Source organism: Kitasatospora sp. NPDC022856, assembly GCF_055561235.1.
The window spans coordinates 1-26,015 of the sequence record NZ_JBVHHE010000005.1; the positions used below are offsets into that span (position 1 = coordinate 1).

12 protein-coding genes are annotated in these 26,015 nt (G+C 76.1%); 6 read left to right on the forward strand and 6 right to left on the reverse strand.

Annotation, left to right across the window (positions count from 1 at the left end; all coding sequences use genetic code 11):
• Positions 1-505 precede the first annotated feature (505 nt).
• From ACZ34W_RS07830 to ACZ34W_RS07840, 3 genes are all read left to right on the forward strand, one after another.
• Positions 506-1,483, forward strand: a complete 978-nt coding sequence (locus tag ACZ34W_RS07830; RefSeq protein WP_465602499.1) for an AraC-like ligand-binding domain-containing protein — start codon at positions 506-508, stop codon at positions 1,481-1,483.
• Positions 1,484-1,831: 348 nt separating this feature from the next.
• Complete coding sequence (locus ACZ34W_RS07835; RefSeq protein ID WP_465602501.1) at positions 1,832-2,830, forward strand: alpha/beta hydrolase; 999 nt, start codon at positions 1,832-1,834, stop codon at positions 2,828-2,830.
• A gap of 213 nt (positions 2,831-3,043) precedes the next feature.
• Positions 3,044-3,973, forward strand: a complete 930-nt coding sequence (locus tag ACZ34W_RS07840; RefSeq protein ID WP_465602503.1) for a helix-turn-helix domain-containing protein — start codon at positions 3,044-3,046, stop codon at positions 3,971-3,973.
• Here the strand turns inward: ACZ34W_RS07840 and ACZ34W_RS07845 are convergent.
• The 6 genes from ACZ34W_RS07845 to ACZ34W_RS07870 form a co-directional block, all read right to left on the reverse strand.
• Positions 3,901-4,584 carry an MMPL family transporter gene (locus tag ACZ34W_RS07845; RefSeq protein WP_465602505.1) on the reverse strand — a complete coding sequence of 228 codons (684 nt, stop codon included), beginning with the start codon at positions 4,582-4,584 and terminating at the stop codon, positions 3,901-3,903. The two genes, ACZ34W_RS07840 and ACZ34W_RS07845, sit on opposite strands and share 73 nt — an antisense overlap.
• 63 nt (positions 4,585-4,647) lie before the next feature.
• Positions 4,648-6,924 (reverse strand): ATP-binding protein, encoded by a 2,277-nt coding sequence (locus ACZ34W_RS07850; RefSeq protein WP_465602507.1) that lies wholly within the window; start codon positions 6,922-6,924, stop codon positions 4,648-4,650.
• Positions 6,925-7,191: 267 nt separating this feature from the next.
• Positions 7,192-8,205 (reverse strand): 2,3-diaminopropionate biosynthesis protein SbnB, encoded by a 1,014-nt coding sequence (sbnB, locus tag ACZ34W_RS07855; protein WP_329486328.1) that lies wholly within the window; start codon positions 8,203-8,205, stop codon positions 7,192-7,194.
• Positions 8,199-9,218, reverse strand: a complete 1,020-nt coding sequence (gene sbnA, locus ACZ34W_RS07860) for a 2,3-diaminopropionate biosynthesis protein SbnA (protein ID WP_329486327.1) — start codon at positions 9,216-9,218, stop codon at positions 8,199-8,201. The genes sbnB and sbnA overlap by 7 nt, the downstream gene beginning before the upstream one ends.
• Positions 9,219-9,423: 205 nt before the next feature.
• On the reverse strand, positions 9,424-10,758 hold the full coding sequence (locus ACZ34W_RS07865; RefSeq protein ID WP_465602510.1) for an MFS transporter: 1,335 nt from the start codon (positions 10,756-10,758) through the stop codon (positions 9,424-9,426).
• A 32-nt stretch (positions 10,759-10,790) separates the two neighbouring features.
• On the reverse strand, positions 10,791-11,006 hold the full coding sequence (locus tag ACZ34W_RS07870) for an MbtH family protein (RefSeq protein ID WP_329486323.1): 216 nt from the start codon (positions 11,004-11,006) through the stop codon (positions 10,791-10,793).
• 292 nt (positions 11,007-11,298) lie between these two features.
• On the opposite strand from ACZ34W_RS07870, the gene ACZ34W_RS07875 reads away from it, so the two are divergent.
• From ACZ34W_RS07875 to ACZ34W_RS07885, 3 genes are read left to right on the forward strand one after another with little or no spacing between them, the layout of a single operon-like run.
• Positions 11,299-12,228, forward strand: a complete 930-nt coding sequence (locus tag ACZ34W_RS07875; RefSeq protein WP_442906766.1) for a TauD/TfdA family dioxygenase — start codon at positions 11,299-11,301, stop codon at positions 12,226-12,228.
• Positions 12,215-18,694, forward strand: a complete 6,480-nt coding sequence (locus ACZ34W_RS07880) for an amino acid adenylation domain-containing protein (RefSeq protein WP_465602513.1) — start codon at positions 12,215-12,217, stop codon at positions 18,692-18,694. Before ACZ34W_RS07875 ends, ACZ34W_RS07880 begins: the two co-directional genes overlap by 14 nt.
• Positions 18,691-25,914 carry an amino acid adenylation domain-containing protein gene (locus tag ACZ34W_RS07885; protein WP_465602515.1) on the forward strand — a complete coding sequence of 2,408 codons (7,224 nt, stop codon included), beginning with the start codon at positions 18,691-18,693 and terminating at the stop codon, positions 25,912-25,914. Before ACZ34W_RS07880 ends, ACZ34W_RS07885 begins: the two co-directional genes overlap by 4 nt.
• Positions 25,915-26,015: the final 101 nt, after the last annotated feature.

The following is a 26,015-nucleotide window of genomic DNA, read 5'->3' on the forward strand; positions in this document are numbered from 1 at the left end:
GCCTCAAAACCCGTACCCACTACAGCGAAGCGACCGCCTGGGCGCACCACGCCCAACTCCATGCCGCTTGACCTCTAACGACATGGGGTGTCTGATCCGACGCCTGATCCGACGCCTGATCCGGTGGGGTGGCCCGCCCCGGCGGCCACCCACCACCCCCGCGGCCCCCGCACGCCCCGGACCTGCGCATCGGCGCAGGTCCGGGGCGTGCGGGCGTTGCCGGGCGGGCGCGAGCACGGCTGACGGCCGGTTAGCCTTGACCCTGCCCGGCGACGGGTCGCCGCCCGACGACCCAGGCCCGCCGGGTGCCGCGCCCCGGCGCGGACGGAACGGACGGCCGACCCCGCCGGGAGGGTCGCCGACCCGGGGGAGCCGTGCCCCAGCGCGCCCGGCCGCCCCGGCTCGTCAGAACGACAGTCAGACGACCTAGGCACTCATCCGCTCCCTGCCGCAGGCTGGACGTGCGGGGCTTCGGCCGTGAACGCCGACAGAGAGGGGCAGCCAGGTGAACCTGCGGGTCACAACCGCCGCGGTGCCGGACGGGGAGAAGGCGGGGCACTGGGGCCGGGCGGTCTCGTCCGCGCTGGCGCCGGTGGAGGTGGTGCCGCTCGCCGACGGCCCGTTCGACGGCCGGCTGGAGTCGCACCGGCTGGGCAGCCTGCGGGTGTCCACGCTGGAGGCGGACGCCACCCGGCTGTCCCGGACGCCGGGCCTGATCGCGCGCTCGGCCGGGGCGGAGGCGCAGGTGGCGGTGGGCGTCCAGGTGTCCGGCCACGCCGTGCTGACCCAGGACGGTCGCCGGGCCGAGGTCGCGCCCGGCGACCTCGTGCTGTACGACACCGCGCGCCCCTACTCGGTCGACTACCCGCAGCGCTTCCGCTCCCACGTGTTCCACCTGCCGCACCGGCTGCTCGGTGTGCCGGAGGCCGACATCCGCCGGGTGACCGGGCGGGCCGTCACCTCGCGGGAGAGCCTCGGCGCGGTCCTGCTGCCCTTCCTCGACACCCTCGCCGACGCCGCGCCCAGCTACCCGTCCGCCGTCGGGGACCTCCTGGCGGGCAGTGTCGCCGACCTGTTCCTCACCCTGGTCGGCGAGCTGGCGGGGCGCCCGGCCGCCGGCCCCGACGAGGCCGGCGGCCACCTCGTCCGGCTGGTCCGCGCCCACATCGACCGCCACCTCGGCGATCCGGGGCTGACCCCGCAGGGCATCGCCGACGCCCACCGCATCTCGGTGCGCTACCTGCACCGGCTCTTCGAGAACGAAGGCGTGACGGTGGGCCGGCTGATCCAGCGGCGCCGGCTGGAGGAGTGCGCCCGGGAGCTCGGCCGGCGCAGCCGCAGCGCGCCGACCGTCTCGGCGGTCGCCCAGCGCTGGGGGTTCGTCAACCCCGCGCACTTCAGCCGGGCCTTCCGGGCCGCGTACGGGACGTCCCCGCGCGAGTGGCGGGCGCGATGTACGGAAGAGGCGCGCACGGCCGGCTGACCGCCGTGCACGGAGCGGCGCGCGGGACCGGCCGACCGCCGTGCACGCGGCGGCGCGCGGGACCGCCCGACCGCCGTGCACGGAGCGGCGGCTTCCGATGCGCTCCGGGTACGGTCCCGGGCCCGGCCGGTCCCTAAGGTGACGACGTGCCGGCCGGGCGCCCCGGGCCCCGGCCGGCACGCTCTCCGGGCACGGTGGCAGTACCCCCGGCTCGCCGCCGTGCCCGGACCCGCGGCGCCGGCACGCCGCACGCCGCGGCGCCGGGCGAGCCCACGACCACCCGGGCGGGGCCACGCCCACCCGCGGAAGCCGGTCCGACCCGGCCGCTACGCCAGGAGCAGCACACCAGTGTCCGAGAGCACCACCCCCGAGGCCCCGGGCCCGATCCTGGACGACGGCCTCCAGGACTTCCTGGCCGCCCGCGCCCACGCCCGCCGCGTTCGGACGGCGGCGCCGCCCGGCGGGAGCGCGCCGGAGCCCCTCGACCTCGCCTTCCTGGCCGGGCCCCACCCGTCGGACGGCCACCGGGACACCGTCGCCACCCGGCTTGCGCTGCCGACACCGGCCGGTCACGTCCGGATCCAGGTGATCCGCCCGGTCGACGCCGCCCGGCCGACCCCGGTGGTCCTCTTCCTGCACGGCCTCGGCTGGGTGCTGGGCGACGCCGACAGCTACCGCCACCTGCTGCGGGAGTTCGCCGTGGGCGCGGACGCCGCCGTGGTCCTCGTCGACTACGGGCGCCCGCCCGCCGAGCGGTTCCCGGTCGCCGTCGAGCAGTGCTACGCCGTCGCCCGCTGGATCGCCGCGCACGGCCACGAGATCGGGCTGGACGGGAGCCGGATCGCCGCCGCCGGCGACTCCGCGGGCGCCAACCTGGTCGCGGCGCTCACCCTGCTCCTGCGCCGGCGCGGCGGCCCCGAGCTGCTCCACCAGGTGCTGATCTGCCCGGTGACCGACGCGGACTTCGACACCCCCTCCTACCGTGCCTTCGCCGACGGGTACTTCCTCCACCGGGCGGACATGCGCCGGTTCTGGGACGCCTACCTGCCCGACCCGGCCGGCCGGGCGCAGCCCCTGGCGGCCCCGCTGCGCGCCGGACTGGAGGAACTCGCCGGGCTCCCACCGGCGCTGGTGATCACCGCCGAGGCCGACGTGCTGCGGGACGAGGGCGAGGCCTACGCGGCCCGGCTGCGCCGGGCCGGGGTACCGGTGGTGGCCACCCGCTACCAGGGCGTGGTGCACGGCTTCGTCCTGCTCGACTCGCACTGCCGCACCGATTCGGCCCGCTCCGCCCTCATCCAGGCCGTGGACACCCTCCACCTCGCCCTGCACCGCCACTCCTGGTAGGCCGGCCGCCGCTGGCAGCCGGTGCCGGTGCGGGGCAGGACGGGGGCTCGTGCGGCACCGGCGACCGCGCAGTTCCTCCTGCTGTTCTTCCTGGTCACCCGCTGTCCGACCGGCTGGGATGGGAGGGCGGGCCGCGTCGCCCGCGCCCTTCCCTCACCCCGTGCCAGCACCCGGCCGCCCGGGACCACCCCGGCGGCCGTCGCAGGAGTACCGATGCCCGTCCTCGCCCCCGTCCCCGTCCTCGTCCCGTCCGGCCACGCCCCGTCCGGCCACATCCCCTTCGCCGCGAGCATCGCCGGCCACCGGCTCGGCCCGCTGCGGGTCTCCTCGATCGTCGCCGGTCCGTGGCCGGCCGCGCACGGCCGCAGCGTGGTGCTGTGCGGCCGCGGCGACCACATCACCCTGGTGCTGCCGCGGCACGGCACGGCCGCGCTGCTCCTGGACGGTCACGGGGTGCCCCTGCGGCCGGGCGAGTTCGCCGTCGCCCGGACCGGCCGCCCGGTCGTCCTGGAGGTGTCGGAGGCCTTCTCCGGCACGGCCTTCCACTGGCCCCGGGCAGCGGCCGGAGTGGCCGAGGAGGACCTGCGGGAGCTGTCCGGCACGGCCTTCCACTCGGACACCGGGACGGCCGCGCTGGTGGCCGCCTACCTGGACCGGCTGGCCCGCCCCGGGGTCGCACCGGAGCCGCAGGTGGCCGCCCGGCTCGCCGGTACGGCACTGGACCTGCTCACCGTCCTCGCCCACGAGCACCGCCGGCGGGCGGCCGGACCGGTGCCCGAGGAGGTCCTGGCCACGATCGCCCGGACGAAGGAGTACATCCTGCGCCGGCTCCCCGACCCCGGGCTCTCCCCGGAGGGGATCGCGGCCGCCCACCACTTCTCGGTGCGCTACCTGCACAAGCTCTTCCAGTACGAGGGCGTCACCGTGGGCCGTTGGATCCAGCGGCGCCGCCTGGAGATGTGCCGCCGCGACCTGGCCCGCCCGTCGGCCCGCCCCGCCACCGTGGCCGCCGTCGCCGGCCGCTGGGGCTTCGTCAGCACCAGCCACTTCAGCCGCGTCTTCCGCACCACCTACGGCCTCACCCCCCGCGCCTGGCAGTCCACCGCCCACGACCCCGCCACCCACCCGGCTCTCCCGGGCTGAGCCCGGTCGACCGGGGGCCGGACGGGATCAACGCGTCCGGAGGGGTGGCGGAGTGAGCGGCTCCCCGGCGCCCCTTCCCGGTGGGCGAGGCCGAGGCGAGGCCGGAGGTTCCGCAGCGGTCGTGGCGCCCACCAGGCCCAGTGGCCCAGCAGCTTCATGCTCGCCGGTACGAGCACGGCCCGGACCAGCGTCGCGTCCACCAGGACGGCGATGACCAGGCCGAACCCGATCATCTGCAGCAACGCGACGGAGGAGGTCAGGAACCCGCAGACCACGACCACCAGCAGCAGCGCGGCGCTGGTGATGATCCGGCCGGTCCGCTGGAGGCCGAGCGCGGTGTGTGCGGGGGCTCCTGTGCAGGAACTGCGATGTCCGTGGCCTGGCCTGGTACGAAGCGCTCCCGGGCGAGCTTCGGACCTGGGATCACGGCAACAGCTATCTGGCCGATCCTCCGGCACGCAGGCCGGAGGCCGCAGTGCTGTTCGAAGGCGACCTTGAGGGCGTACGTTCCCGCGACGGCTCGTTCGCCGGGTGGCGTTCCGATCGACCACTGCGGACCGCGCACGAGGCCCCGAGCCGGTAGCAGAGGGCAGCTCCGCCGTGCCGGACACCTGGGGGTCGCCCCGAGACGCTCGGGCAGGAACGAGTCCGGCTCCGTCGGCGCCGCGCCAGGGTCACTCCTTCAGCGCCGTCAGGGTGGCTTCCAGTCGGGTGGCTTCGGTGAGGCGGGTGGGGTCGGCGGCGGATTCGGCGAAGGTTCTGGCTTCGCGGGCGGCGGTGAGGGCGCGGTCGTGGTGGCCGAGGGTGGCCAGGGCCTGGGCCTGGCCGAGGGCGGCGATGGCCTGGAGGAGGGGGACGGCGACGCGGGCGCCCACGGTGCGGGCTTCGGCGTAGGTGCGCTCGGCCTCCTGGGCGCGGCCGAGGGCGAGCAGGGCGCCGCCCCGCTGGGACAGGGCGTTGGTCCGGGTGAAGTCGCCGATGTGCGCGGCGGGTGCGGTGGCCGGGTCGGCGAGCAGGGCGAGGATGGTGTCGGTGGTGGCCACCGCGTCCGCGTGGCCGCCGGTGCCGGCCTGGGCCGAGGCCAGGGCCAGCAGGGCCTGGGGGCGGCCCTCGCGGTCGCCCGCCGTCGCGAAGAGTTCGGCCGACCGCCGGGCCCGGGGGACGGCGTCGGCGGGCTCGCCCAGCCGGTTGGCGGCCGCCGCCGCGTAGAAGTGCGCCCACGCCTCCTGGGTGACGTCCCCGCCGCGGCGGGCGAGTTCGGCCGCCTGTTCCGCGATGGCGGACGATTCGCGGGGCTGGTGCGAGCAGTAGTGCACCGCCCAGGCCAGGTAGTTGGCGTGGGTGGCCGCGAGGACGTCGTCGCCCAGGGCGTGCGCCGCCGTGCGGGACAGTCCGAAGACGGTGGGCCAGTGGCCCCAGTTGGTCCAGCGGTCGGAGAACCAGTGCATGGACTCCGCGGTCCGGACGACGTCGGTGTGCCGGCCGGCCGCGGCCGCGGCGCGCAGGGCGGTCAGCCAGTTGGCGCTCTCGGCCTCCAGCCAGGCCTGCGCGGCCCGCGCCGAGCCGAAGCCGACGGGTGCCGCCGCGCGGCCGGCCGGCGGCGGTCCGGGCTGGAACCACTGCCCGGCCTCCGCCGCCGCGTCGAGCAGCCAGCGGTACAGCGCCGCCTCGGCGGCGGCGACGTCCCGCGGGGTCTCCTCCTCGTGGAGCCGCTCGCGCGCGTACAGCCGCAGCAGGTCGTGGAAGAGCAGCCGGTCGCCGGCGGTGTGCCCGAGCAGGCCGAGGTCGAGGAGTTCGTCGAGCATCTCCTCGACCGCGTCCGGCCGCAGACCGGTGAGGGCGGCGCCGGCGCCGGTGTCGAAGTCCGCTCCCGGGACGAGCGCGAGCCGGCGGAAGAGGCGCCGCACCGGCTCGGCCAGCTGCTCGTAGGAGAGCCGGAACGCCGAGCGGATGCGCAGGTCCCCGGCGGTCAGGCGGCGCAGCCGGAGGTCCTCGTCCCCGAGCCGTTCGGCGAGGCCGTCCGCGCTCCAGGCGGGCCGGCTGAGCAGCCGGTTCCCGGCGATGCGCAGCGCCAGCGGGAGGTGCCCGCACAGCTCCGCGATCCGCGCCAGCGCTGCCGGGGCGGACCCGCCCGCCGGCTCGTCCTCGGCCTGGGCGAGGATCGCGCCGAGCAGCGCGGTGGCGGCGCCGACGGGCAGCGGCGCCAGGAGGAGCCGCCGGGCGTGTTCGATCCCGGCGAGCGTGCGGCGGCTGGTCACCCAGAGCCGGCCCGCGCCCGGGCCGGGCAGCAGCGCGCGGACCTGGGCCTCGTGGGCGGCGTTGTCCAGGACGACGAGGGCCTCCCGCTCCCGCATCAGCCGGCGGTAGAGCCCGCGGCGCTCGTCGGTCTCGCCCGGCAGGTCGCGTTCGCGGACGCCCAGCGCCCGCAGCAGGCGGCCCAGGGCGTCGTGCGGGGTGACCGGTTCGGCGTCCAGGCCGCGCAGGTCGACGAAGAAGCAGCCGTCGGCGAACCGGTCGGCCAGCCGCGCCCCGGCGTGCACGACGAGTGCGGTCTTGCCCAGTCCGGGCGCGCCGGAGACGATCGAGACGGGTGGAGCGGCCGGGGCGCCGGCGGTCCGGGCGAGCCAGTCGGTCTCGGTCTCGCGGCCGGTGAAGTCGGGTACCGCGGGCGGCAGGTCGCAGAGCCCGGTGGCCTCGGCGGCCGGGTGCCGTCGCCGGCCGGCGCGGGCCGCGCCCAGCAGCGTCCCGCTGGCGGCCGGGGCGAGCCCCAGGGCGGTGGCGAGGGCCTGGACGGTGCGGGCCTGGGGGCCGCGGCTGTGGCCGCGCTCCATGTCGCCGATGGCGCGGGCGCTGACGCCCGAACCCTCCGCCAGTTCCTCCAGGGTCAGCCCGGCGGCGTGGCGGTGCGCGCGCAGCAGCGGTCCCAGGGCCGGAACGTCCGGCTGGCTCATCTGACCCCCCGATAGGTGAGGGATCATCGTACCGGCCCACGGCTCTGACCTGCGACGACCCGGTTTCCGGTCGGTGGGGCGCACCCCCCGGGTGTCCCGCGGCGCGTCCCACCGCCGGGCCCCGCCCCGCCCCCGGGCCCCCGCCCCACCGCCGGGCCCCGCCCCGCCCCCGGGCCCCCGCCCCACCGCCGGGCCCCGCCCCACCGCCGGGCCCCGGGCCGCCGCCGGCCGAGCGGCGGTCCCGGGGCCCCGGCGGCGCCGGTGGCGTCACCCGGCGGCGGCTCCGGCGCCCTCCGGCAGGAATCCCGCCACCCGGGTGCCCAGCCCGCGCTCGCGCGCCTGCCGGTGGACCAGGCCCGCCAGGGCGAGGTCGAGCGCGCCGAGCCCGAACGGCGAGAAGACGGTGACGCCGTCCTCGGTGCGCCGGTAGGGCTCGTCGGCGCGGAGCACGGCGCCGAGCGAGGTGGAGATGAAGTCCCGGTTGCCGACCAGCTCCTCGGCCAGGTGCAGGGACGTCCGCTCCCGGCAGACGTGGTCGGCGTCGTCGACCACGTTGACCGCGCCCAGGATGCTCTCGGCGGTCAGGTCGCGCAGGGACACGTGCAGCACCAGGGTGCCCGGCCGGCAGGCCTCGGTGGTCAGGTGCGGGGTCCCGGCGGTGGTGGCCAGGCAGACCAGCCGGTGGGCGGCCATCGCGTCCTCGGCCGTCTCGGCGACGGCCGTCTTGAGCCCGGGCCAGCGGGCCTCGCAGCGGGCGGCGAAGGCCTCCGCGCGGGACCGGTCGAGGTCGAACACGGTGACGGTGCCGAGGTCCGGCAGGACGGCCCGGAGGTAGTTCAGGATCTCGAAGCCGATCACGCCGCAGCCGATCAGGGTGGCTCCGGTCTCGGGGGTCTCCGAGGTGAGGACGGACGCGGCGAGGGCGGCGCTGGCCGCCGTCCGCCGGGCCGAGATCAGCGAGCCCTCCAGCAGGGCCTCCGGGTGCCCGGTGGCCATGGAGTTGAGGATCACCGCGGCGGAGGCGCGCTCCCGACCGGCGGCGGTGTTGCCGGGGAAGGAGGAGATCCACTTGATGCCCGCCACCGGGACGTCCTCGCCGAGGTAGGCGGGCAGTCCGATGATCCGGTTGCGCGGGTCGTCGGGAAAGCGGAGGAACACCGAGTGCGGCAGGGCCGTGCGGCCCCGGTCGTGCAGGACGTAGGCGCGGCGGACGGCCGCGACGACCTCGCTCTCGGCACCGTCGAGGACCTGCCGGACCTCCCCTGCTCCGAGGATCAGCATGGTGCCACCTTCATCGCGTACTCCTTCTCCTTCCACAGGTGGGACACGTCGCCGAAGTGGCGGGCGACCCATTCGTCGTTGTAGATCGTGTCGAGGTACCGCTCGCCGCGGTCGGGCAGGACGACCGCGCAGCGCGAGCCGGCGGGGATGCGGTCGGCCATCAGGTCGATCGCCGCCACCAGCGCGCCGGACGAGCCGCCGGCCAGGATGGCCTCGCGGCCGGCGAGCCGGCGGCAGCCGACCACGCATTCGAGGTCGGTCACGTGGACGACCTCGTCGGCGAGGCCGTCGCGGTAGAGCGCGGGCCGGACGGCTGCGCCGTGGCCGGGGATCAGCCGGGAGGTCGGGACGCCGCCGAAGATGGCGCTGCCCCTGGCGTCCACCGCGACCACGGTCACCGGCAGGCGCAGTTCGCGGACCTGCTCCGCGCAGCCGCGCAGGGTGCCGCAGGAACTCGTCGCGCAGAACAGGTAGTCGATCCCGCCGGGGACGGCGTCCAGGATCTCGCGCATCGTCCGCCGGTGCGCCTGGGGGTTCAGCGGGTTGGCGTACTGGTTGGGCCAGTAGGCGCCGGGGATGCGGGCGGTCAGCTCGCTGATCCGGCGGATCCGGACCGGCAGGTACTCGCCGGTCACCGGGTCGGTCTCCTGGACCACCTCCACCTCGGCGCCGAGCGCCCGCATGATGGCGATGTTCTGGCGGTTGGTGCGCGGGTCCACCACGCAGATGAACCGGAGCCCGTAGTAGGAGCAGACCTGGGCGAGTCCGATCCCGAGGTTGCCGGAGCTGGATTCGACGACCACGGAGCGGCCGGGCACCAGCGCGCCGGTGCGGATCCGTTCGCGGAGCATCTCCAGCGCCGAGCGGTCCTTCATGCTGCCGCCGGGGTTGAACGCCTCCAGCTTGGCGTAGGTGGTGAAGTGTCGGCCCGGGGCGAGCTTGGCGAGTTCGACCAGCGGGGTGCCGCCGATCGTGCCGAGGACGCCGGCCGGCCGGTCGTCAGGTGCCGGCATGATGGCCTCGCCCCGTCGGATCGGGGCGCGGCCCGAGCATGGTGCGGAACACGCTAGTTCCTCCTGTCAGCACTGGATCGAGGGGTGGTCCGGCCGTCGCCGCCGGGGCCGGGGGTGTGGCCGCGGGGGAGCGCGGGGACCGGGGGAGCGGCCGGGGCGGCGGCCGCCGGCGGAGCGGTACGGCGGCGGGGGTGGCGCCGCCGGGTCACGGGTTCGCCGGGCCGGGCACGGTGCGCACCGTGCGGGCGACCGAGGCGGCGACGGCGAGCAGCACCATCCAGCCCGCCAGGGCCACCGCGGCGGTCCGCGCGCCGGCCGAGTCGAGCAGCAGGCCGCCGAGCAGCGAGCCGATCGGCAGGGCCCCGTTGGACAGCGTGCTCATCGCCGCGAGCACCCGGCCGCGCAGCCGGTCGGGGGTGATGCCCAGCTGGTAGCTGCCGAGCGCCACGTTCCACAGCGGCCCGACGAACCACATCGCCGCGTAGGCGGCGGCGAGCGTGAACGGGTCGCGGCTGACGGCGATCACCACCATCAGCACGGCCCAGGCCCAGTTCGCCGCGATCACCAGGGCGCTGAGGCCCAGGCGGCGGGCGAACCAGGGGGCGGCCAGCGAGCCGGCGAGCCCGCCGGCGCCGGCGACCCCGACCATCAGGCCGACCCCGGCCGAGGACGCGCCGACGTCGGTGGCCAGCACGATGGCGACCAGGAACAGCGCCCGGAACATCAGGTTGCTGCCGGCCACCAGCAGGGTGGTGGTGCGCAGGAAGGGGTGCTTCCAGAGCCACCCCAGGCCCTCCCGGACCTGCTCGCGCATGGTGCCGGTGCCGGCGGACCGCTCGGCCTCGAACTCCTTGCGGATGAACAGCAGGCCGGTCAGCGAGACCAGGTAGGTCAGCGCGTCGGCGACGAACGGCACGGCCCGGCCGAGCCCGAACAGGATGCCGCCGAGCGGCGTGCCGAGCATCACGGCGCCCCGCCCGCGCGCCTCGTTGCGGGACAGCGCCAGCGAAAGCTGGCCCGGTGCCACGACGTTGGGGACGGCCGCGTGCGCGGCGAGGCCGTGGAAGACGGTGAGCGCGCCCTCGGTGAACCCCACCACCAGCACCAGCGGGAGGCTGAGCAGGTCGAGCGCCGCCGCGCCGGCGATGACCGCCGCGCCGAGCGCGCGCAGCGCGTCGCACCAGATCATCAGCCGCCGGCGCGGCCAGCGGTCCACCAGGGCGCCGGCCGGCAGCTGGAGCAGCAGGGCGGGCAGCAGCGCGACGAAGCCGGCGAGCCCGGCGTCGAACGGCGAGCCGGTGAGGGCGAGGACCAGCAGCGGGTAGGCGATGGTGGTCGCGGTCGAGCCGAGCAGGGAGACGGCCGAGCCGCCCCACAGCAGCAGGAAGTCGCGGTTGCGGTGCAGCGGGACCACGGCTTCCGTCCCGGCCGCGTCCGCCGGGCCGGGTGGATCGGCCGCGTCCGCCGGAGCGGGTGGATCGGGCGGGTCCGGCGGACGGGTCTGCTCGTCCGCCGGAGCCTGCGTGTCGGGGCTGGTCATCTGTCACACACCTCGCGGGGCCGGACCGGCCGCTAGCCGGCCGCCCGCTCCATCTGGCGGCGCAGACTGAGCGGCCGCATGTCGGTCCAGACCGTGCCGATGTGGGTCAGGCAGTCGGCCCTGGTGCCCTCGGTGCCCTCCGCGTACCAGCCGAGCGGGAGGTCCCGGTCGGCGGGCCAGACGGAGTACTGCTCCTCGTCGTTGAGGACGACGCGGTAGGTGCGGTCGTCGGTGTCTTCCTCGGCCACGACGGGCCTCCCTCGGGTGAACTGCCGCGTCACGCACCTCACGTGACCGGTGGCGGCGCCAGCGAGCCTGCCGCACCGGCCCGGTCCGGCTGCAGAGAAGGAGGCGCAGTCACCGCGACGCCAAGCCTGCCGCCGTGACTGCCGGTTGTTCTCTCCGGGGAGCGGCCGTCGGGCGACGACGCTGAGGCGCATGACTGCGAACCCCTCCATACGGCCCGCGCCGGCGGACCGACCCCGGGAGAACGGCGCGGGCTCCGTCCTCCCCCTGACGGTGCCGGCCGACACTCCCGGCATGCCCCTGGCCGAGTACCTCTCGGCCGCCCGACCGTTCGTCCGCGGCCGGCTGCTCGAACACGGCGCGGTCCTGCTGCGCGGGTTCGGCGTCGGCGGGGTGGACGGGTTCGAGGCGGCGGTGCGGGCGGTGTCCGGCTCGCCCCTGGCCTACGCCGAGCGGTCCTCGCCGCGCAGCACCATCAAGGGTCAGGTGTACACCTCGACCGACTACCCGCCGAACGAGGAGATCTTCCTCCACAACGAGAACTCCTACCAGGCCGACTGGCCGATGACCCTGTTCTTCCACTGCGTCGAGCCGCCGGAGACGCTCGGCGCCACCCCGCTCGCCGACACCCGCCGGGTGTACGAGGCGATCGACCCCGCCGTCCGCGAGGAGTTCGCCGCCCGCGGCTGGATGGTGGTGCGCAACTTCTCGGACGGCTTCGGCGTCCCGTGGCAGCAGGCCTTCAACACCTCCGACCGCGCCGAGGTCGACGCCTACTGCGCCCGCAACGGCGTCGCCACCGAGTGGACCGCCGACGGCCTGCGCACCCGCGCCCGCCGCCGGGCGGTGCACCGCCACCCGGTGACCGGCGAGACGGTCTGGTTCAACCACCTCACCTTCTTCCACGTGACCACGCTCGGCGAGGAGGTGAGCTCGGCGCTGCGCGAGATGTACGACGACTCCCAGCTGCCGACCAACACCTATTACGGCGACGGCCGGCCGGTGCCGGACGAGGTCATCGCGCACCTGCGCGCCTGCTACCGCGCCGAGTGGCGCCGCTTCGACTGGCAGCGGGACGACGTCCTGCTGGTGGACAACATGCTGTCGGCGCACGCCCGCGAGCCGTTCACCGGCCCGCGCCGGATCGCCGTGGCCATGGCCGAGCCGTACTCGGCCGCCGTCAGCCCCGACTCGCTCCTGGAGGCGTCCGATGCCCACCGGTGACAGCGGACTCCCGCTCTCCTACGCCCAGGAGCAGCTGTGGTTCCTGGACCAGCTGCGCTCCGGCGCCTCCACCGAGTACCTGATGTGCGAGGCGTTCCGGATCCGCGGCCCGCTCGACCTGCCGGTGCTGGAGGCCGCGTTCACCGAGGTCGCGGCGCGGCACGAGGTGCTGCGCTCGCGCTACGGCACCGAGGGCGGCACCGGGGTGCAGTACGTCGACGAGCCCGGCCCCGTGCCGCTCGCCGTGCTCGACCTGACCGGGGTGCCGGCGGACGGCCGCGAGGCCAGGGTGCGCGAGCTGCACGCCGCCGAGCTGCGCGCCCCGATCGACCTGCGCGCCCGGGCGCCCTGGCGGCTGACCCTGGCCCGGTTCGCCGAGGACGAGGCCGTCCTGCTGGTGACCGTCCACCACATCGCCTTCGACGGCTGGTCCTGGGGCATCCTGGCGCGCGAGCTGCACGAGCTCTGCGAGGCCTTCGCGGCCGGGCGGCCGTCGCCGCTGGAGCCCGTCCCGGTGCAGTACGCCGACTTCGCGCAGTGGCAGCGCGACACCTGGGCCGCCACCCCCGAGCGGGCCGAGCGGCGGCGCGGCTACTGGCGGGAGCGGCTGGCCGGCCTGGAACCGCTGGAGCTGCCCACCGACCGCCGCCGCCCGGCGCAGTGGGACCCGGCCGGCGACAGCGTCCCGTTCACCGTCCCGGCGGAGCTCGCGCAGCGGCTGGCCGCGCTCGGCCGGGACGGCGGCGCGACCCCGTTCATGGTGCACCTGGCCGCGTTCCAGCTGCTGCTCGCCCGCTGGTCCGGCGCCCGCGACGTGGCCGTCGGCGTCTCGGTCTCGGACCGCGACGAGGTGGCCCTGGAGCCGCTGGTCGGCATGTTCCTCAACACGCTGGTGCTGCGGACCGACCTGTCCGGCCGGGGATCCTTCCTCGACCTGCTGGCGCGGGTCCGCGAGACCACCCTGGACGCCTACGAGCACCAGGACGTCCCGTTCGGCTGGGTGGTCGCCGACCTCGCCCCCGAGCGCGACCTCTCCCGCAACCCGGTGTTCCAGGTCGGCTTCGCGCTGCACAACGCCGAGCGCCGCCCGCTGCGGCTGCCCGGGCTCGACGTGAGCAAGGTCGAGGCGGCCACCGAGCACTCCGCGTTCGACCTCTCGCTGCACCTGTCCGAGCTCCCCGACGGCTCGTTCGCGGCCCGGCTGATCTACCCGACCGCGCTCTTCGACCGGGCCCGGATCGAGCGGATGGCGGCGAGCCTGCTGCGGCTGCTGGCGGGCATCGCCGAGCGCCCGGCGGCCCCCGCCCACACGCTGGAGACCGTCCCCGACGCGGAGCTGGCCGACCTCGCCCGCTGGAACCGCACCGAGACCGGGCGCCCGCGGCGGTCGCTGGCCGAACTGTTCTTCGCCCAGGCACTGGCCACCCCGGACGCGGTCGCCGTGGTGTCCGGCGCGCGGCGGACCGACTACGCCGCTCTCGCCGACCGGGTCCGGCGGCTCGCCGGGGTGCTGCGCTCGCGCGGCGTCGGCCGGGAGAGCCCCGTCGGCGTCGCCCTGCACCGCGGCACCGACCTGGTCGCCACCCTGCTCGCGGTGCTGACCGCGGGCGGCGTCTACGTGCCGCTGGCCCCGGAGCAGCCGGCCGAGCGGCTGGCCCACCTGGTCGCCGACGCCGGGGTGGGCCTGCTGGTCACCGAGGAGTCCCTGCTCGGCCAGCTGCCGCCGCACCCGAACACGCTCGTCCTCGACCGCGAGGGCGGCGAGGGCGGCGAGGACCCGGCGGGGGCGCCGTCGGCGGACCTCGAACCCGCCGGCGTCACCGGCGCCGAGGCCGCGTACGTGATGTACACCTCCGGCTCCACCGGCAGGCCCAAGGGCGTCGTCGTCCCGGAGGCCGCGATCCGCAACCGGGTGCTCTGGTCCGTGGAGCGCTACGGCCTCGGCCCCGGTGACCGGGTGCTGCAGAAGACCACCATCGGCTTCGACGCCGCGGTCTGGGAGTTCCTCTCCCCGCTGGTCTGCGGCGCCACCGTGGTCACCGGCCTGCGGGACGCCCACCGCGACCCGGCGGTGATGGCCCGCGCCGTCGCCGAGCACCGCGTCACCGTGCTCCAGGGCGTGCCCTCGATGCTGCGCCTGCTGCTCGACGAACCGGCCCTGGCCGACTGCGACGCGCTGCGCGTGGTCTGCTCGGCGGGCGAGCCGCTGCCCGCCGAACTCTGCGCCCGGCTGCGCCGGATCGTCGACGTCGAGGTGGTCAACACCTACGGCCCCACCGAGTGCGCGATCGACTCCACCGCCTGGCCCTACGACCCGGCCGAGCCCGGCGAGCAGGTGCCGATCGGCCTGCCGCTGCCCAATGTGCGCACCTACGTGGTGGACGCCGAGGACCGTCTGGTGCCGGTCGGCGTCGTCGGCGAACTCTGCGTCGGCGGCATCGGTCTGGCCCGCGGCTACGCCGGCCGCGGCGACCTCACCGCCGACCGGTTCGTCCCGGACCCGTTCGCCGCCGTGCCCGGCGCCCGCCGCTACCGCACCGGCGACCTGGTGCGCCGCCGCGCGGACGGCGCGCTGGAGTACGTCGGACGCGTCGACGACCAGGTCAAGATCGGCGGCGTGCGGATCGAGCCCGGCGAGATCGAGGCGCTGCTGGCGACCGACCCCTCGGTGGCCGCCGCCGTGGTGGCCGCCCACCGGTCCGGCACCGGCGACACCCGGTTGACCGCCTACGTGGTGGCCGCCGCCGGGGCGCGGATCGAGCCGGACGGGCTGCGCGCCCGGCTGGCCGCCGCGCTGCCGGAGGCCATGGTGCCGTCCGCCGTGGTCGAGCTCGACGAGCTGCCGCTCACGCCCAACGGCAAGGTGGACCGCCGCCGGCTGCCCGCCGCCGAGCCGGAGCGCCCGGCCGCGCGGGCCTGGGAGGCCCCGCGCACCGACGCCGAGCGGACCGTCGCCGCACTGATGGCCGAGGTGCTGGACGTCGAACGGGTCGGCGCGCACGACGACTTCTTCCTGCTCGGCGGCTACTCGCTGCTCGCGATCAAGCTGGTGCTGCGGCTGCGGCGCGCGTTCGGCATCGAGCTGACCGTCGGCGAGCTGTTCCACGCGCCGACCGTCGCCGGGCTGGCCGCCCGGATCGACGGCGCCTCGGGCACCGGCCCCGGCACCGCGGCGGACGCCGTCCGCCCCGTCGGCCGGGACCGCCCGCTGCCGCTCTCCTTCGGCCAGCAGCGGATGTGGTTCCTCGACCAGCTGGAGCCCGGGAGCCACGAGTACGTCGTCCCGCTGGCGCTGCGGCTGACCGGCCCGCTCGACACCGCGGCGCTGCGCGGCGCGCTGGACGCGCTCTCCGCCCGGCACGAGGTGCTGCGCACCCGGTACCGCTCCGAGGGCGGCGACCCCGTCCAGGTCGTCGACCCCGCCGGGCCGGTCGACTTCACCCTGACCGACCTGTCGGCCGGGCCGGACGCCGAGGCAGGGGCCCGCGCCCTGGTCGACGAGCTGGCCCGCTCCCCGTTCGACCTGGCCCAGGGCCACCCGCTGCGGGCGACCCTGATCCGCACCGCCCCCGAGGACCACCTGCTCGTCCTGACCCTGCACCACATCGCGTTCGACGCCTGGTCGACCAACGTCTACCTGCGCGAACTCGACCTCGCCTACCGGTCCTTCACCGAGGACGCGCCGGTCCTGGCGGCCCCCGAGCCGGTCCAGTACGCGGACTTCGCCGTCTGGCAGCGCGAGCAGCAGGACGCCGGCCGGCTGGACCACCAGCTCGCCTACTGGCGCGACCGCCTGGGCGGCCTGACGCCGGTCGAGCTGCCCACCGACCGGCTCCGCTCGGCCGTCCGCGACTCGCGCGGCGCCAACGTGGTCGTCGAGGTGGCGCCGGAGGTCGGCCGGGCCGTCACCGAGCTGGCCGGCCGGCACGGCGCGACCCCGTTCATGGTGCTGCTCGCCGTCTTCCAGGTGATGCTGCACCGCTACACCGGCCTCGACGACCTCGCGGTCGGCACCCCCGTCGCCGGGCGGACCCGCCAGGAGACCGAGGACCTCGTCGGGTTCTTCACCAACAACCTGGTGATCCGCAACGACCTGGCCGGCAACCCGGCCTTCCCGGACCTGCTGGACCACGTCCGCGGCTCGGTCCTCGACGCCTTCGCCCACCAGGACGTGCCGTTCGAGCACCTGGTCGACGCGCTGCGCCCGGAGCGGGACCTCTCCCGCAACCCGCTGTTCCAGGTCATGTTCGAGCACCAGCACCTGGCCGGCGTCCCCGCCCGGCTCGGCGCGGCCGCCGTGGAGCCGGTCCGGGCCGGCCTGGAGATCGCCAAGTTCGACCTCACCGTGACCGTCAAGGAACGCGGCGGCCGGATGTACTGCTGGTTCGAGTACGCGACCGCGCTCTTCGACCGGGCGACCGTCGAACGGATGGCCGGCCACTACCTGACCCTGATCGGCAGCGTCACCGCCGCCCCCGGGGCCCGGATCGGCGACCTCGGCATGCTCACCGACGAGGAGCGGCACACCGTCCTCACCCGCTGGGCCGACCCGGCCGGCGGGCGGGCCGCCGAGCTCGACCCGGTCGAGGAGCACGGGCTCTGCGTGCCCGAGCTCTTCGCCCGGCAGGCCCGGCGCACCCCGGACGCGGTCGCCGTGGTCTTCGGCGACCAGCGGCTGAGCTACGCCGAACTCGACGCGCGGGCCGACCGGTTCGCGGCCCGGCTGCGCGCCCTCGGGGTCACCTCGGAGACGGTCGTCGGCTCCCTCCTGGAGCGCGGCGTCGAGGCGGTCGTGGTGCTGCTCGCGGTGCTGAAGGCCGGCGGCTCGTACGTGCCGTTCGACCCGCAGCACCCGGCCGAGCGGCTGGAGTTCATGCTCGCCGACGCCGGCCCGGAACTCGTGGTCACCACCGGGGCCTTCGCCGACCGGGTGACCGGCTCCCACCGGGTGGTGCTCGCCGACGGGACCGACGACGGGACCCACACCGACGACGGGACCGCCGCCGGAACCGACAGCGCCGCCACCGAGGCCGAGCCGGTCCTGATCCGGCCGGAGAACCTCGCCTACGTCATCTACACCTCCGGCTCGACCGGCCGCCCCAAGGGCGTCATGATCGAGCACCGCTCCTACGCCCACCACTGCCGGGTGATCGCCGACCAGTACGGCATCGCCCCCGGCGAGCGGGTGGTCCTGCTCTCCGCCCTCACCTTCGACGTGGCGATGGACCAGATCGCGGCCACCCTGGTCGCGGGCGCCACCATCGTGGTCGCCGACCCGGTGTTCTGGACCCCGGCCGAGCTGCCGGTCCGGCTCGCCGAGCACGGCGTCACCGTCGTCGAGATCACGCCGTCCTACTACCGGGCCGTCCTGGAGTCCCCCGACCTGCACCTGCTGAGCGGGCTCAAGCTGATGAACGTCGGCAGCGACGTGGTCACCGGCCTGGACGCGCGGCGCTGGGCGCAGACCGGCCTGCCCGCCCGCTTCCTGTGCAACTACGGCCCGACCGAGGCCACCGTCACCTGCCTGCTGCACCCCGTCTCCGAGGTGCCGGCGGAGGGCGACGAGGCCTCGGCCCTGCCGCTCGGGCGGCCCGTCCCCGGCACCCGCGCGCACATCCTCGACGCCGACCAGCGGCCCGTCCCGGTCGGCGTCCCCGGCGAGCTGTACCTGGGCGGCGTCCGGCTGGCCCGCGGCTACCACCGCCGCCCGGAGCTGACCGCCGAGCGCTTCGTGCCCGACCCCTTCGGCGGCGAGCCGGGCGGGCGCCTCTACCGGACCGGCGACCTCGCCCGCCACCGGCCGGACGGCACCATCGAGTTCCTCGGCCGGATCGACCAGCAGGTCAAGGTCCGCGGCCTGCGCATCGAACTCGGCGAGATCGAGGCGGCGCTGGCCCGCCACCCCGCCCTCCAGGAGGCGGTGGTGACCGCCCCGGAGACCGCCCCCGGCGAACGCCGGCTGGCCGCCTACCTGGTGGCCCGGCCCGGCAGCCCGATGCCCGACGTGGCCGAACTCCGCGGCCACCTGCGGGCGCTGCTCCCCGAGTACATGATCCCCGCGCTGTGGGTGCCGCTCGACGCGCTCCCGCTGACCGCCAGCAAGAAGGTCGACCGCAAGGCACTGCCCGACGCCTCCGCCGCGCTGGCCGGCGGGGCCCGCGAGCACCTGGCCCCGCGCGACCCCGCCGAGGAGGCGGTCGCCGCGATCTGGGGCGAGGTGCTGGGCGTCGAGCGGATCGGCGTCCAGGACGACTTCTTCGCCCTGGGCGGCCACTCGCTGCTGGCCACCCGGGTCCTGGCCCGGCTCCGCGAGACGTTCGCCGTCGAGCTGCCGCTGCGCCTGCTGTTCGAGGCCACCACGGTGGCCCGGCTCACCGAGGCGGTGACCGACGCCGTCGAGGCCGAGATCACCGCGCTCACCGACGAGGAAGTGGCGGGCCTGCTCGCCGAGGAGGGGCACCGATGACCGACACCACGGACCGCACCCGGCTGCGGCAGGAGCTGCTGCGCCGGCGCCTCGCCGGCCGGGCGGGCACCGCCCCGGCCGAGGGCATCGCCCGGGCACCGCGCGGCGGCCCGCTGCCGCTCTCCTTCGCCCAGCGCCGCCTCTGGATCCTCGACCGGCTCCAGCCCGGCAGCACCGAGTACCTGGTGACGGCCTCGCTGCGGCTGACCGGCCCCCTCGACCGGGCCGCGCTGCGGACCGCGCTCGACGGGATCCAGCACCGCCACGAAGTCCTGCGGACCAGGTACCCGGTGGTCGACGGCGAACCCGTCCAGGTGGTCGACGCGCCGAGCGTCGTGCCGCTCACCGAGGAGGACCTGAGCACCCTGGACCGGGCCGCCGCCGGCGCCCGGCTGGCCGACCTCGCCACCGGCGCCCGCCGTCCGGTGGACCTCGCCGAGGGCCCGGTGCTGTCCGCCGTCCTGGCCCGGCTCGCCCCGCGGGAGCACGTCGTCCTGCTGACCGTCCACCACATCGCCTGCGACGGCTGGTCCGAGGACCTCCTGGTCGGCGAACTCGCCGAGCGCTACGACGACGCCGTCGCCGGGCGCCCGGCCCGCACCCCGGACCTGCCGGTCCAGTACGCCGACTACGCCGTCTGGCAGCGCGAGCGGCTCTCCGACGGGGCGCTCCGGCGCCGCCTCGACCACTGGAACGAGCGGCTGGCCGCACTGGCGCCGCTGGAGCTGCCCACCGACCGGCCCCGCCCGCCGGTGCGCGACGCGGCCGGCGCCCTGGTGCCGCTGGTCGTCCCGGCCGCGACCGCCGGACGGCTGACGGCGCTGGCCCGGGACCACGGCGCCACCCCCTTCATGGCCCTGCTGGCCGCCCACGCCGTCCTGCTCGGCCGCTGGAGCGGGCAGCGCGACGTCGCCGTCGGCTCCCCGGTCGCCGGGCGCGACCGCGCCGAGGTGCAGGACGTCGTCGGCCTCTTCCTCAACACCCTGGTGCTCCGGGTCGACCTGGCCGGCCCGCGGACCTTCGCCGAGCTGCTGTCCCAGGTCCGGGAGACCGCCCTGGACGCGTACGGCCACCAGGAGGTGCCGTTCGAGCGCCTGGTCGAGGAGCTGGCGCCCGAGCGCGACCCCGCCCGCACACCGCTGTTCTCCTCCATGCTGCTGTGGCAGGACGCCGCCGGCGCCTCCACGCCCGCGGCCATGGGCGGCCTGACCGTCGAGCGGCTGCCGGTCGGCGAGAGCACCGCCAAGTTCGACCTCACCGTCGGCCTGGCCGCCCAGCCGGACGGCTCGCTCGCGGGCGGCGTCAACTACGCCTCCGCGCTGTTCGACCGGGCGACGGCCGAGCGGTTCGCCGCCCAGTTCGCCCAGCTGCTGGAGCACGCCGTCGCGGCGCCCGACACCCCGCTGGACGAGCTGGAGATCCTCCCCCGGGAGGAGCGCGAGCGCCAGCTGCTCAGCTGGAACGCCACCGGCCGCGGCTACCCCACCGGCACCCTGCCGCTGCTGTTCGAGGCGCAGGTCGCCCGCACCCCGAACGCCACCGCCCTGCGGTTCGAGGGCGCCGAGCTCAGCTACCGCGAGCTGGACGTCCGGGCCAACCAGCTCGCCCACCACCTGCGCCGGCTCGGCGTCGGCCCCGAGTCGGTGGTCGGTGTCTGCCTGCACCGCGGCGCCGACCTGGTGGTCGCGCTGCTCGCGGTGCTCAAGGCCGGCGGCGCGTACCTGCCGCTCGACCCCGACTACCCGGCGGACCGGCTCGCCTTCATGCTGGCCGACTCCGGCGCCCTCGCCGTGGTCACCGATCCGGGGCTCACCCCGCTGGTGACCGGCGGCGCCCCGCACCTGGTGGACATCACCGCCGAACTGCCCGGCGGCTGGGGCCACGACCCGGTCTTCGCGGCGGCGCCCGAGCACCCGGCCTACCTGATCTACACCTCGGGTTCGACCGGCCGCCCCAAGGGCGTGCTGGTCGAGCACCGGGCCATCGTCAACCGGCTGCACTGGATGCAGGAGGCCTACGGGCTCGACGCCGACGACCGGGTGCTGCAGAAGACCCCGTACAGCTTCGACGTCTCGGTCTGGGAGTTCTTCTGGCCGCTGATCACCGGTGCGACCCTGGTCCTGGCCCGCCCCGGCGGCCACCGCGATCCGGCCTACCTCGCCGAACTGATCGGCACCGAGCGGATCACCACCCTGCACTTCGTACCGTCGATGCTGCGGGCCTTCCTCGCCGAGCCGCTGCCGCCGCTGCCCTCGCTGCGCCGCATGGTGTGCAGCGGCGAGGCACTGCCCGCCGAGCTGGTCACCGCCGTGCACGAGCGGATCGGCTGCGAACTGCACAACCTGTACGGGCCCACCGAGGCCGCCGTCGACGTCACCGCGATCCGCTGCGAGCCGGGCCGGCCGGTCACCATCGGCCGCCCGATCTCCAACACCCGCACCTACATCGTGGACGCCGCGCTGCGCCCGCAGCCGATCGGCGTGCCGGGCGAACTCCTGCTCGGCGGGGTCCAGTTGGCCCGCGGCTACCTGAACCGGGCGGAGCTCACCGCAGACCGCTTCGTGCCCGACCCCTTCGCCACCGAACCCGGCGGCCGGCTCTACCGCACCGGCGACCTCGCCCGCTACCGGGCGAACGGCGAGATCGAGTACCTCGGCCGGCTCGACCACCAGGTGAAGATCCGCGGCCAGCGGGTCGAACTCGGCGAGATCGAGGCGGTCCTGGCGCAGGCCCCCGGCGTCGCCGCCGCGGCCGTCGCCGTCCACGACGACCAACTGGTCGGCTACCTGGTCCCGGCCGGGGCCGACGTCGAGGCGGCCCGCGAGCACCTGCGCGGACGGCTGCCGGAGCACATGCGCCCGGTGCACTGGACGACGCTGGAGACGCTGCCGCTGACCCCCAGCGGCAAGACCGACCGCAAGGCGCTGCCCGCACCCGACCGGACCCGCTCCGAGCTGGTCGGCGCGTTCGTCGCCCCGCGCAGCGCCCTCGAACAGACCCTCGCGGACGCCTTCGCCGCCGCCCTCGGCGTCGACAAGGTCGGCGTGCACGACGGCTTCTTCCAGCTCGGCGGCGACTCGATGCGCGCCATCCGGGCCGTCGGCGCGCTGCGCGACCAGGGGCTCGCCCTCTCCGTCCAGGACGTGTTCGCCCGCCAGACCGTCGCCGAGCTGGCCCCGCTGGCGGCCGACCGGCCGGCCGCCGGCGCGGCCGAGACCGCCCTGGTGGGCCGGTTCGAGCTGCTCGACCCGGCCGACCGCGAGCGCCTCCCCGAGGGCCTGGCCGACGCCTACCCGATGGGCCAGGTCCAGGTCGGCATGGTCTACGAGATGCTGGCCGACCCCGAGCGCAACACCTACCAGAACGCCAGCACCTTCCAGATCGTCGACGACGGCCCGTTCTCCGCCGAGGCGCTGAACGGCGCGGTCCGGCTGCTGATCGAGCGGCACGAGATCCTGCGCACCTCCTTCGACCTCTCCGGGTACTCCGAACCGCTCCAGCTGGTGCACGCGGCGGACGACCTGCACCTGGAGATCGGCGTGGACGACCTGCGCCACCTGCCGGCCGAGGAGCAGCAGGCCGCCGTCCGGCGCTTCCGCGCCGAGGCCCAGCGCACCCCGTTCGACGTCGGGCGCGCCCCGCTGCTGCGCTACCACGCCCACCTGGTCGGCGACCGGGAGTGGCTGCTGACCCACGTCGAGTGCCACGCCATCCTGGACGGCTGGAGCCACCACTCCGTCATCGGCGAACTGCGCGCCGCCTACCGGGAGCTGGCCGCCGGCACCGGCGCCCCGGCCGCGGCGCCGCCGGAGGTCCGCTACGCCGACTTCATCCAGCTGGAGAAGCGCGCCCTGGCCTCCCCGGCGGACCGGGAGTTCTGGCGCGGCCGGATCACCGGCCACGACCGGCTGCGGCTGCCCGCCGACACCGCCCCGGCCGAGGCGCACCTGCCCGCCACCGAGGTGCGGCTGCCCTGGGCGGCGCTGGAGCCGAAGCTGCGCCGGCTCGCCGCCGACACCCAGAGCTCGCTCAAGACCGTCCTCTACACCGCCCACCTGAAGGTGCTCGGCCTGCTCAGCGGCCAGCGCCGGTTCCTCGCCGGGGCGGTGACCAACGGCCGGCCCGAACTGCCGGGCGGCGACCGGGTCCGCGGCATGTACCTCAACACGGTGCCGTTCGCCGTGGACCTGCGGGCGCCGAGCTGGCGCGAGCTGGTGCGCTCGGTGTTCGCCGAGGAGCTGGCCCTGTGGCCGCACCGCCGCTACCCGCTGCCCGCGATGCAGCGCGAGTGGGGCGGCGGCGAGCCACTGGTCGAGGTGGTCTTCGCCTACCTGGACTTCCACGTGCTCGACGAGCACCGGTCGGACATCGGCACCGTCACCGACCACAGCCCGAACGAGTTCACCTTCGACGTCTGGACCTTCCCCGGCGAGCTGCGGATGACCTGCCGCCCCGGCTGGGTCGGCCGGGAACGGCTGGCGGCGATCGGGGAGACCTTCATCGCCGTGCTCACCGCGATGGCCGAGGACGCCGACGCCGACCCGCAGGCCTTCCGGGCCCCCGGCCTGGACCGGCCGGGCGCGACCGCCCCCGCCACCCGCCCGCTGCCCGAGGTCTGCGTGCCCGAGCTGGTCGCGGAGCGCTCCGACCCGGACGCGATCGCCCTGGAGGACGCCGAACGGAGCCTCACCTACCGGGAGGTGGACACCGGCAGCAACCAGCTGGCCCACCTGCTGCGCGGGCTGGGCGTCGGCCCGGAGACGCCGGTCGCGATCTGCCTGGACCGCGGCGTCGAGGCGGTGCTGGCCATGCTCGGCGTGCTCAAGGCCGGCGGCTACTACGTCCCGCTCGACCCCGCCTACCCGGACGCCCGGATCGGCTTCGTGCTGGACGACGTCCGCGCCGACGTGGTGATCTGCCGGCCGGAGGACACCGACCGCCTCGCGCGGATCGCCGACCTGCGCTGCGTCCCGCTGGACGCGGCCTGGACCGGCCTCGCCGTCCTGCCGGAGACCCCGGTCGAGGCGGGCACCCACCCCGACAACCTGGCCTACGTCACCTACACCTCCGGCTCCACCGGCCGGCCCAAGGGCGTCCAGGTCACCCACCGGGCCGTGGTCCGGCTGGTGCACGACCCCAACTACGCCGACCTCGACCCCGGCCAGGTGCTGCTGCTGCACGCGCCGCTCGCCTTCGACGCCTCCACCCTGGAGGTCTGGGGGGCGCTGGGCAACGGTGCCCGCCTGGCGGTCTGCCCGCCCGGGGCGACCACCGCCGCCGAACTGGCCGAGGTGCTCCGCCGGCACCGGGTGACGCTGCTCTGGCTCACCGCCGGCCTGTTCCAGCACATGGTGGAGACCGAGCCGGCCGCGCTGGCCGGGGTGCGGCAGGTGCTCGCCGGCGGCGACGCCCTCTCGCCCGCGCACGTGCGCACCGCCCTCGGCCACGGCGTCGCGCTCACCAACGGCTACGGACCCACCGAGTGCACCACCTTCAGCACGGCGCTGCGCGGGGTGACCGGGGCCGACGCCGACCGCGGGGTGCCGATCGGCGTGCCGATCACCGACACCCGCGTCCTGGTGGTCGACGACCACCTCGACCCGGTGCCGTTCGGCGTGGCCGGTGAACTGCTGGTCGGCGGCCCCGGGCTCGCCCGCGGCTACCTCGGCCGCCCCGACCTCACCGCGGACCGCTTCGTGCCGGACCCGTCCGGCGACCTCCCCGGCGCCCGCTTCTACCGGACCGGGGACATCGTCCGCCGCGACCCCGACGGGACGCTGTCCTTCGTCGGCCGCCGCGACAACCAGGTGAAGATCCGCGGCCACCGGGTGGAACTCGCCGAGGTGGAGGCCATGATCGGCGGCCTCGCGCCGGTCCGGGCGGCCGCGGCGGCCGTGCACCCCGGACCGGACGGCCAGAAGCGCCTGGTCGGCTACGTCGTCCCGGAACCCGGGACCGGCCCGCTGGACGTCGCCGTGCTGCGCGAGCAGCTCCGGCGGCGGGTGCCCGACTACCTCGTCCCCGGCGCCTGGGTGGAACTGCCCGCACTCCCGCTCACCGCCCACGGGAAGATCGACCGCGCCGCGCTCCCGGAGCCCTCCGGGCCCGCGCCGACCGCCGGCTCCGCGGCGCCGCGCACCGCCACCGAGCGGGCCGTCGCCGAGGTCTGGACCGAGGTGCTCGGCCTCGAACACGTCGGGGTGGACGACGACTTCTACCTACTCGGCGGCCACTCGCTGGCCATCCTGCGGATCACCGCCCTGCTGCGCGAGCGGCACGGCATCGACCTGACCGTGCGCTCGTTCGTGGCGGACCCGACCGTCGCCGGGCTGGCGGCGGCCGTCGACGCGGCGGCGGCCGGCGAGCCGGTGGAGGCGCTGGTCTGGCTCCGCCGGGAAGGCAGCAGGCCGCCCCTGTTCTGCGTGCACCCCGGCGGAGGCAGCGCCCACTGGTACCGCCCGCTGGTGCCGTACCTCGACCCGGACCAGCCGGTCGCGGCCTTCGCCTGGCCCGGTCTCCAGGCCGAGAACGGGCAGCCCGTCCCCTCGACCGAGCAGATGGCCGAGCGCTACCTGGCCGAACTGCGGGCCGCCGCCCCGCAGGGCCCGTACCGGCTGTTCGGCTGGTGCGGAGGCAGCGGCATCGCCAGCGAGCTGGCCCACCGGCTCACCGCCGAGGGCGAGGAGGTCACCTTCGTCCTGCTCGACCCGGGGCTGGACAACCACGAGCGGCCCGAGCTGTGGAAGGAGTACCGGCTGATCGAGAGCTGCGTGGCGAAGCTGACCGAACTGGCCGCCGCCCCGGCCGGGCAGGACACCTCGGCGCTCCGCGGGGAGACCCTGGCGCTGCTCGAACACCTGGTGGACGACGTCGACCCCGAGGTCGGGATCGTGCTGCCGGAACACGGGGCCGGCGAGGTCTGGCTGCCCTCCGCCCGGATGTGGCGGGAGGTCATGGAGATGTGCCTGACCTACCGTCACCGCCCCTACGCCGGGCGGCTGAACCTGATCGCCAGCGACGAACTCGCCGACGGCGAGCACGAGGTGGCCTCCGGGCAGGACTTCGGCGAGTACCTGACCCGCTGGCAGGAGCTCACCGGCGACGTCGCCCTGCACCGGATCCCCGGCGACCACTTCGGCGTCATGAAGCCGCCCCACCTCGGCCGCCTGGCCGAGACGATCACCGCGATCCTCGCCGACGGCGGAGCGAGCACCGGCTGACCCCGGGGGAGGGAACCACCGCGAGGGCGGGGGCGCACACAGCGCCCCCGCCCTCGCGGTTTCGCCGTGCCCGGGCCGGGCCCGGACGGCCTCCACCCGTC

What these genes read in the sequence shown, in the direction of transcription:
- ACZ34W_RS07885 (WP_465602515.1), top strand. Translation starts at nt 18,691, where the DNA reads ATGACCGACACCACGGACCGCACCCGGCTGCGGCAGGAGCTGCTGCGC.
- sbnA (WP_329486327.1), bottom strand. Translation starts at nt 9,218, where the DNA reads ATGCCGGCACCTGACGACCGGCCGGCCGGCGTCCTCGGCACGATCGGC.
- ACZ34W_RS07875 (WP_442906766.1), top strand. Translation starts at nt 11,299, where the DNA reads ATGCCCCTGGCCGAGTACCTCTCGGCCGCCCGACCGTTCGTCCGCGGC.
- ACZ34W_RS07880 (WP_465602513.1), top strand. Translation starts at nt 12,215, where the DNA reads ATGCCCACCGGTGACAGCGGACTCCCGCTCTCCTACGCCCAGGAGCAG.
- ACZ34W_RS07850 (WP_465602507.1), bottom strand. Translation starts at nt 6,924, where the DNA reads ATGAGCCAGCCGGACGTTCCGGCCCTGGGACCGCTGCTGCGCGCGCAC.
- ACZ34W_RS07840 (WP_465602503.1), top strand. Translation starts at nt 3,044, where the DNA reads ATGCCCGTCCTCGCCCCCGTCCCCGTCCTCGTCCCGTCCGGCCACGCC.
- ACZ34W_RS07865 (WP_465602510.1), bottom strand. Translation starts at nt 10,758, where the DNA reads ATGACCAGCCCCGACACGCAGGCTCCGGCGGACGAGCAGACCCGTCCG.
- sbnB (WP_329486328.1), bottom strand. Translation starts at nt 8,205, where the DNA reads ATGCTGATCCTCGGAGCAGGGGAGGTCCGGCAGGTCCTCGACGGTGCC.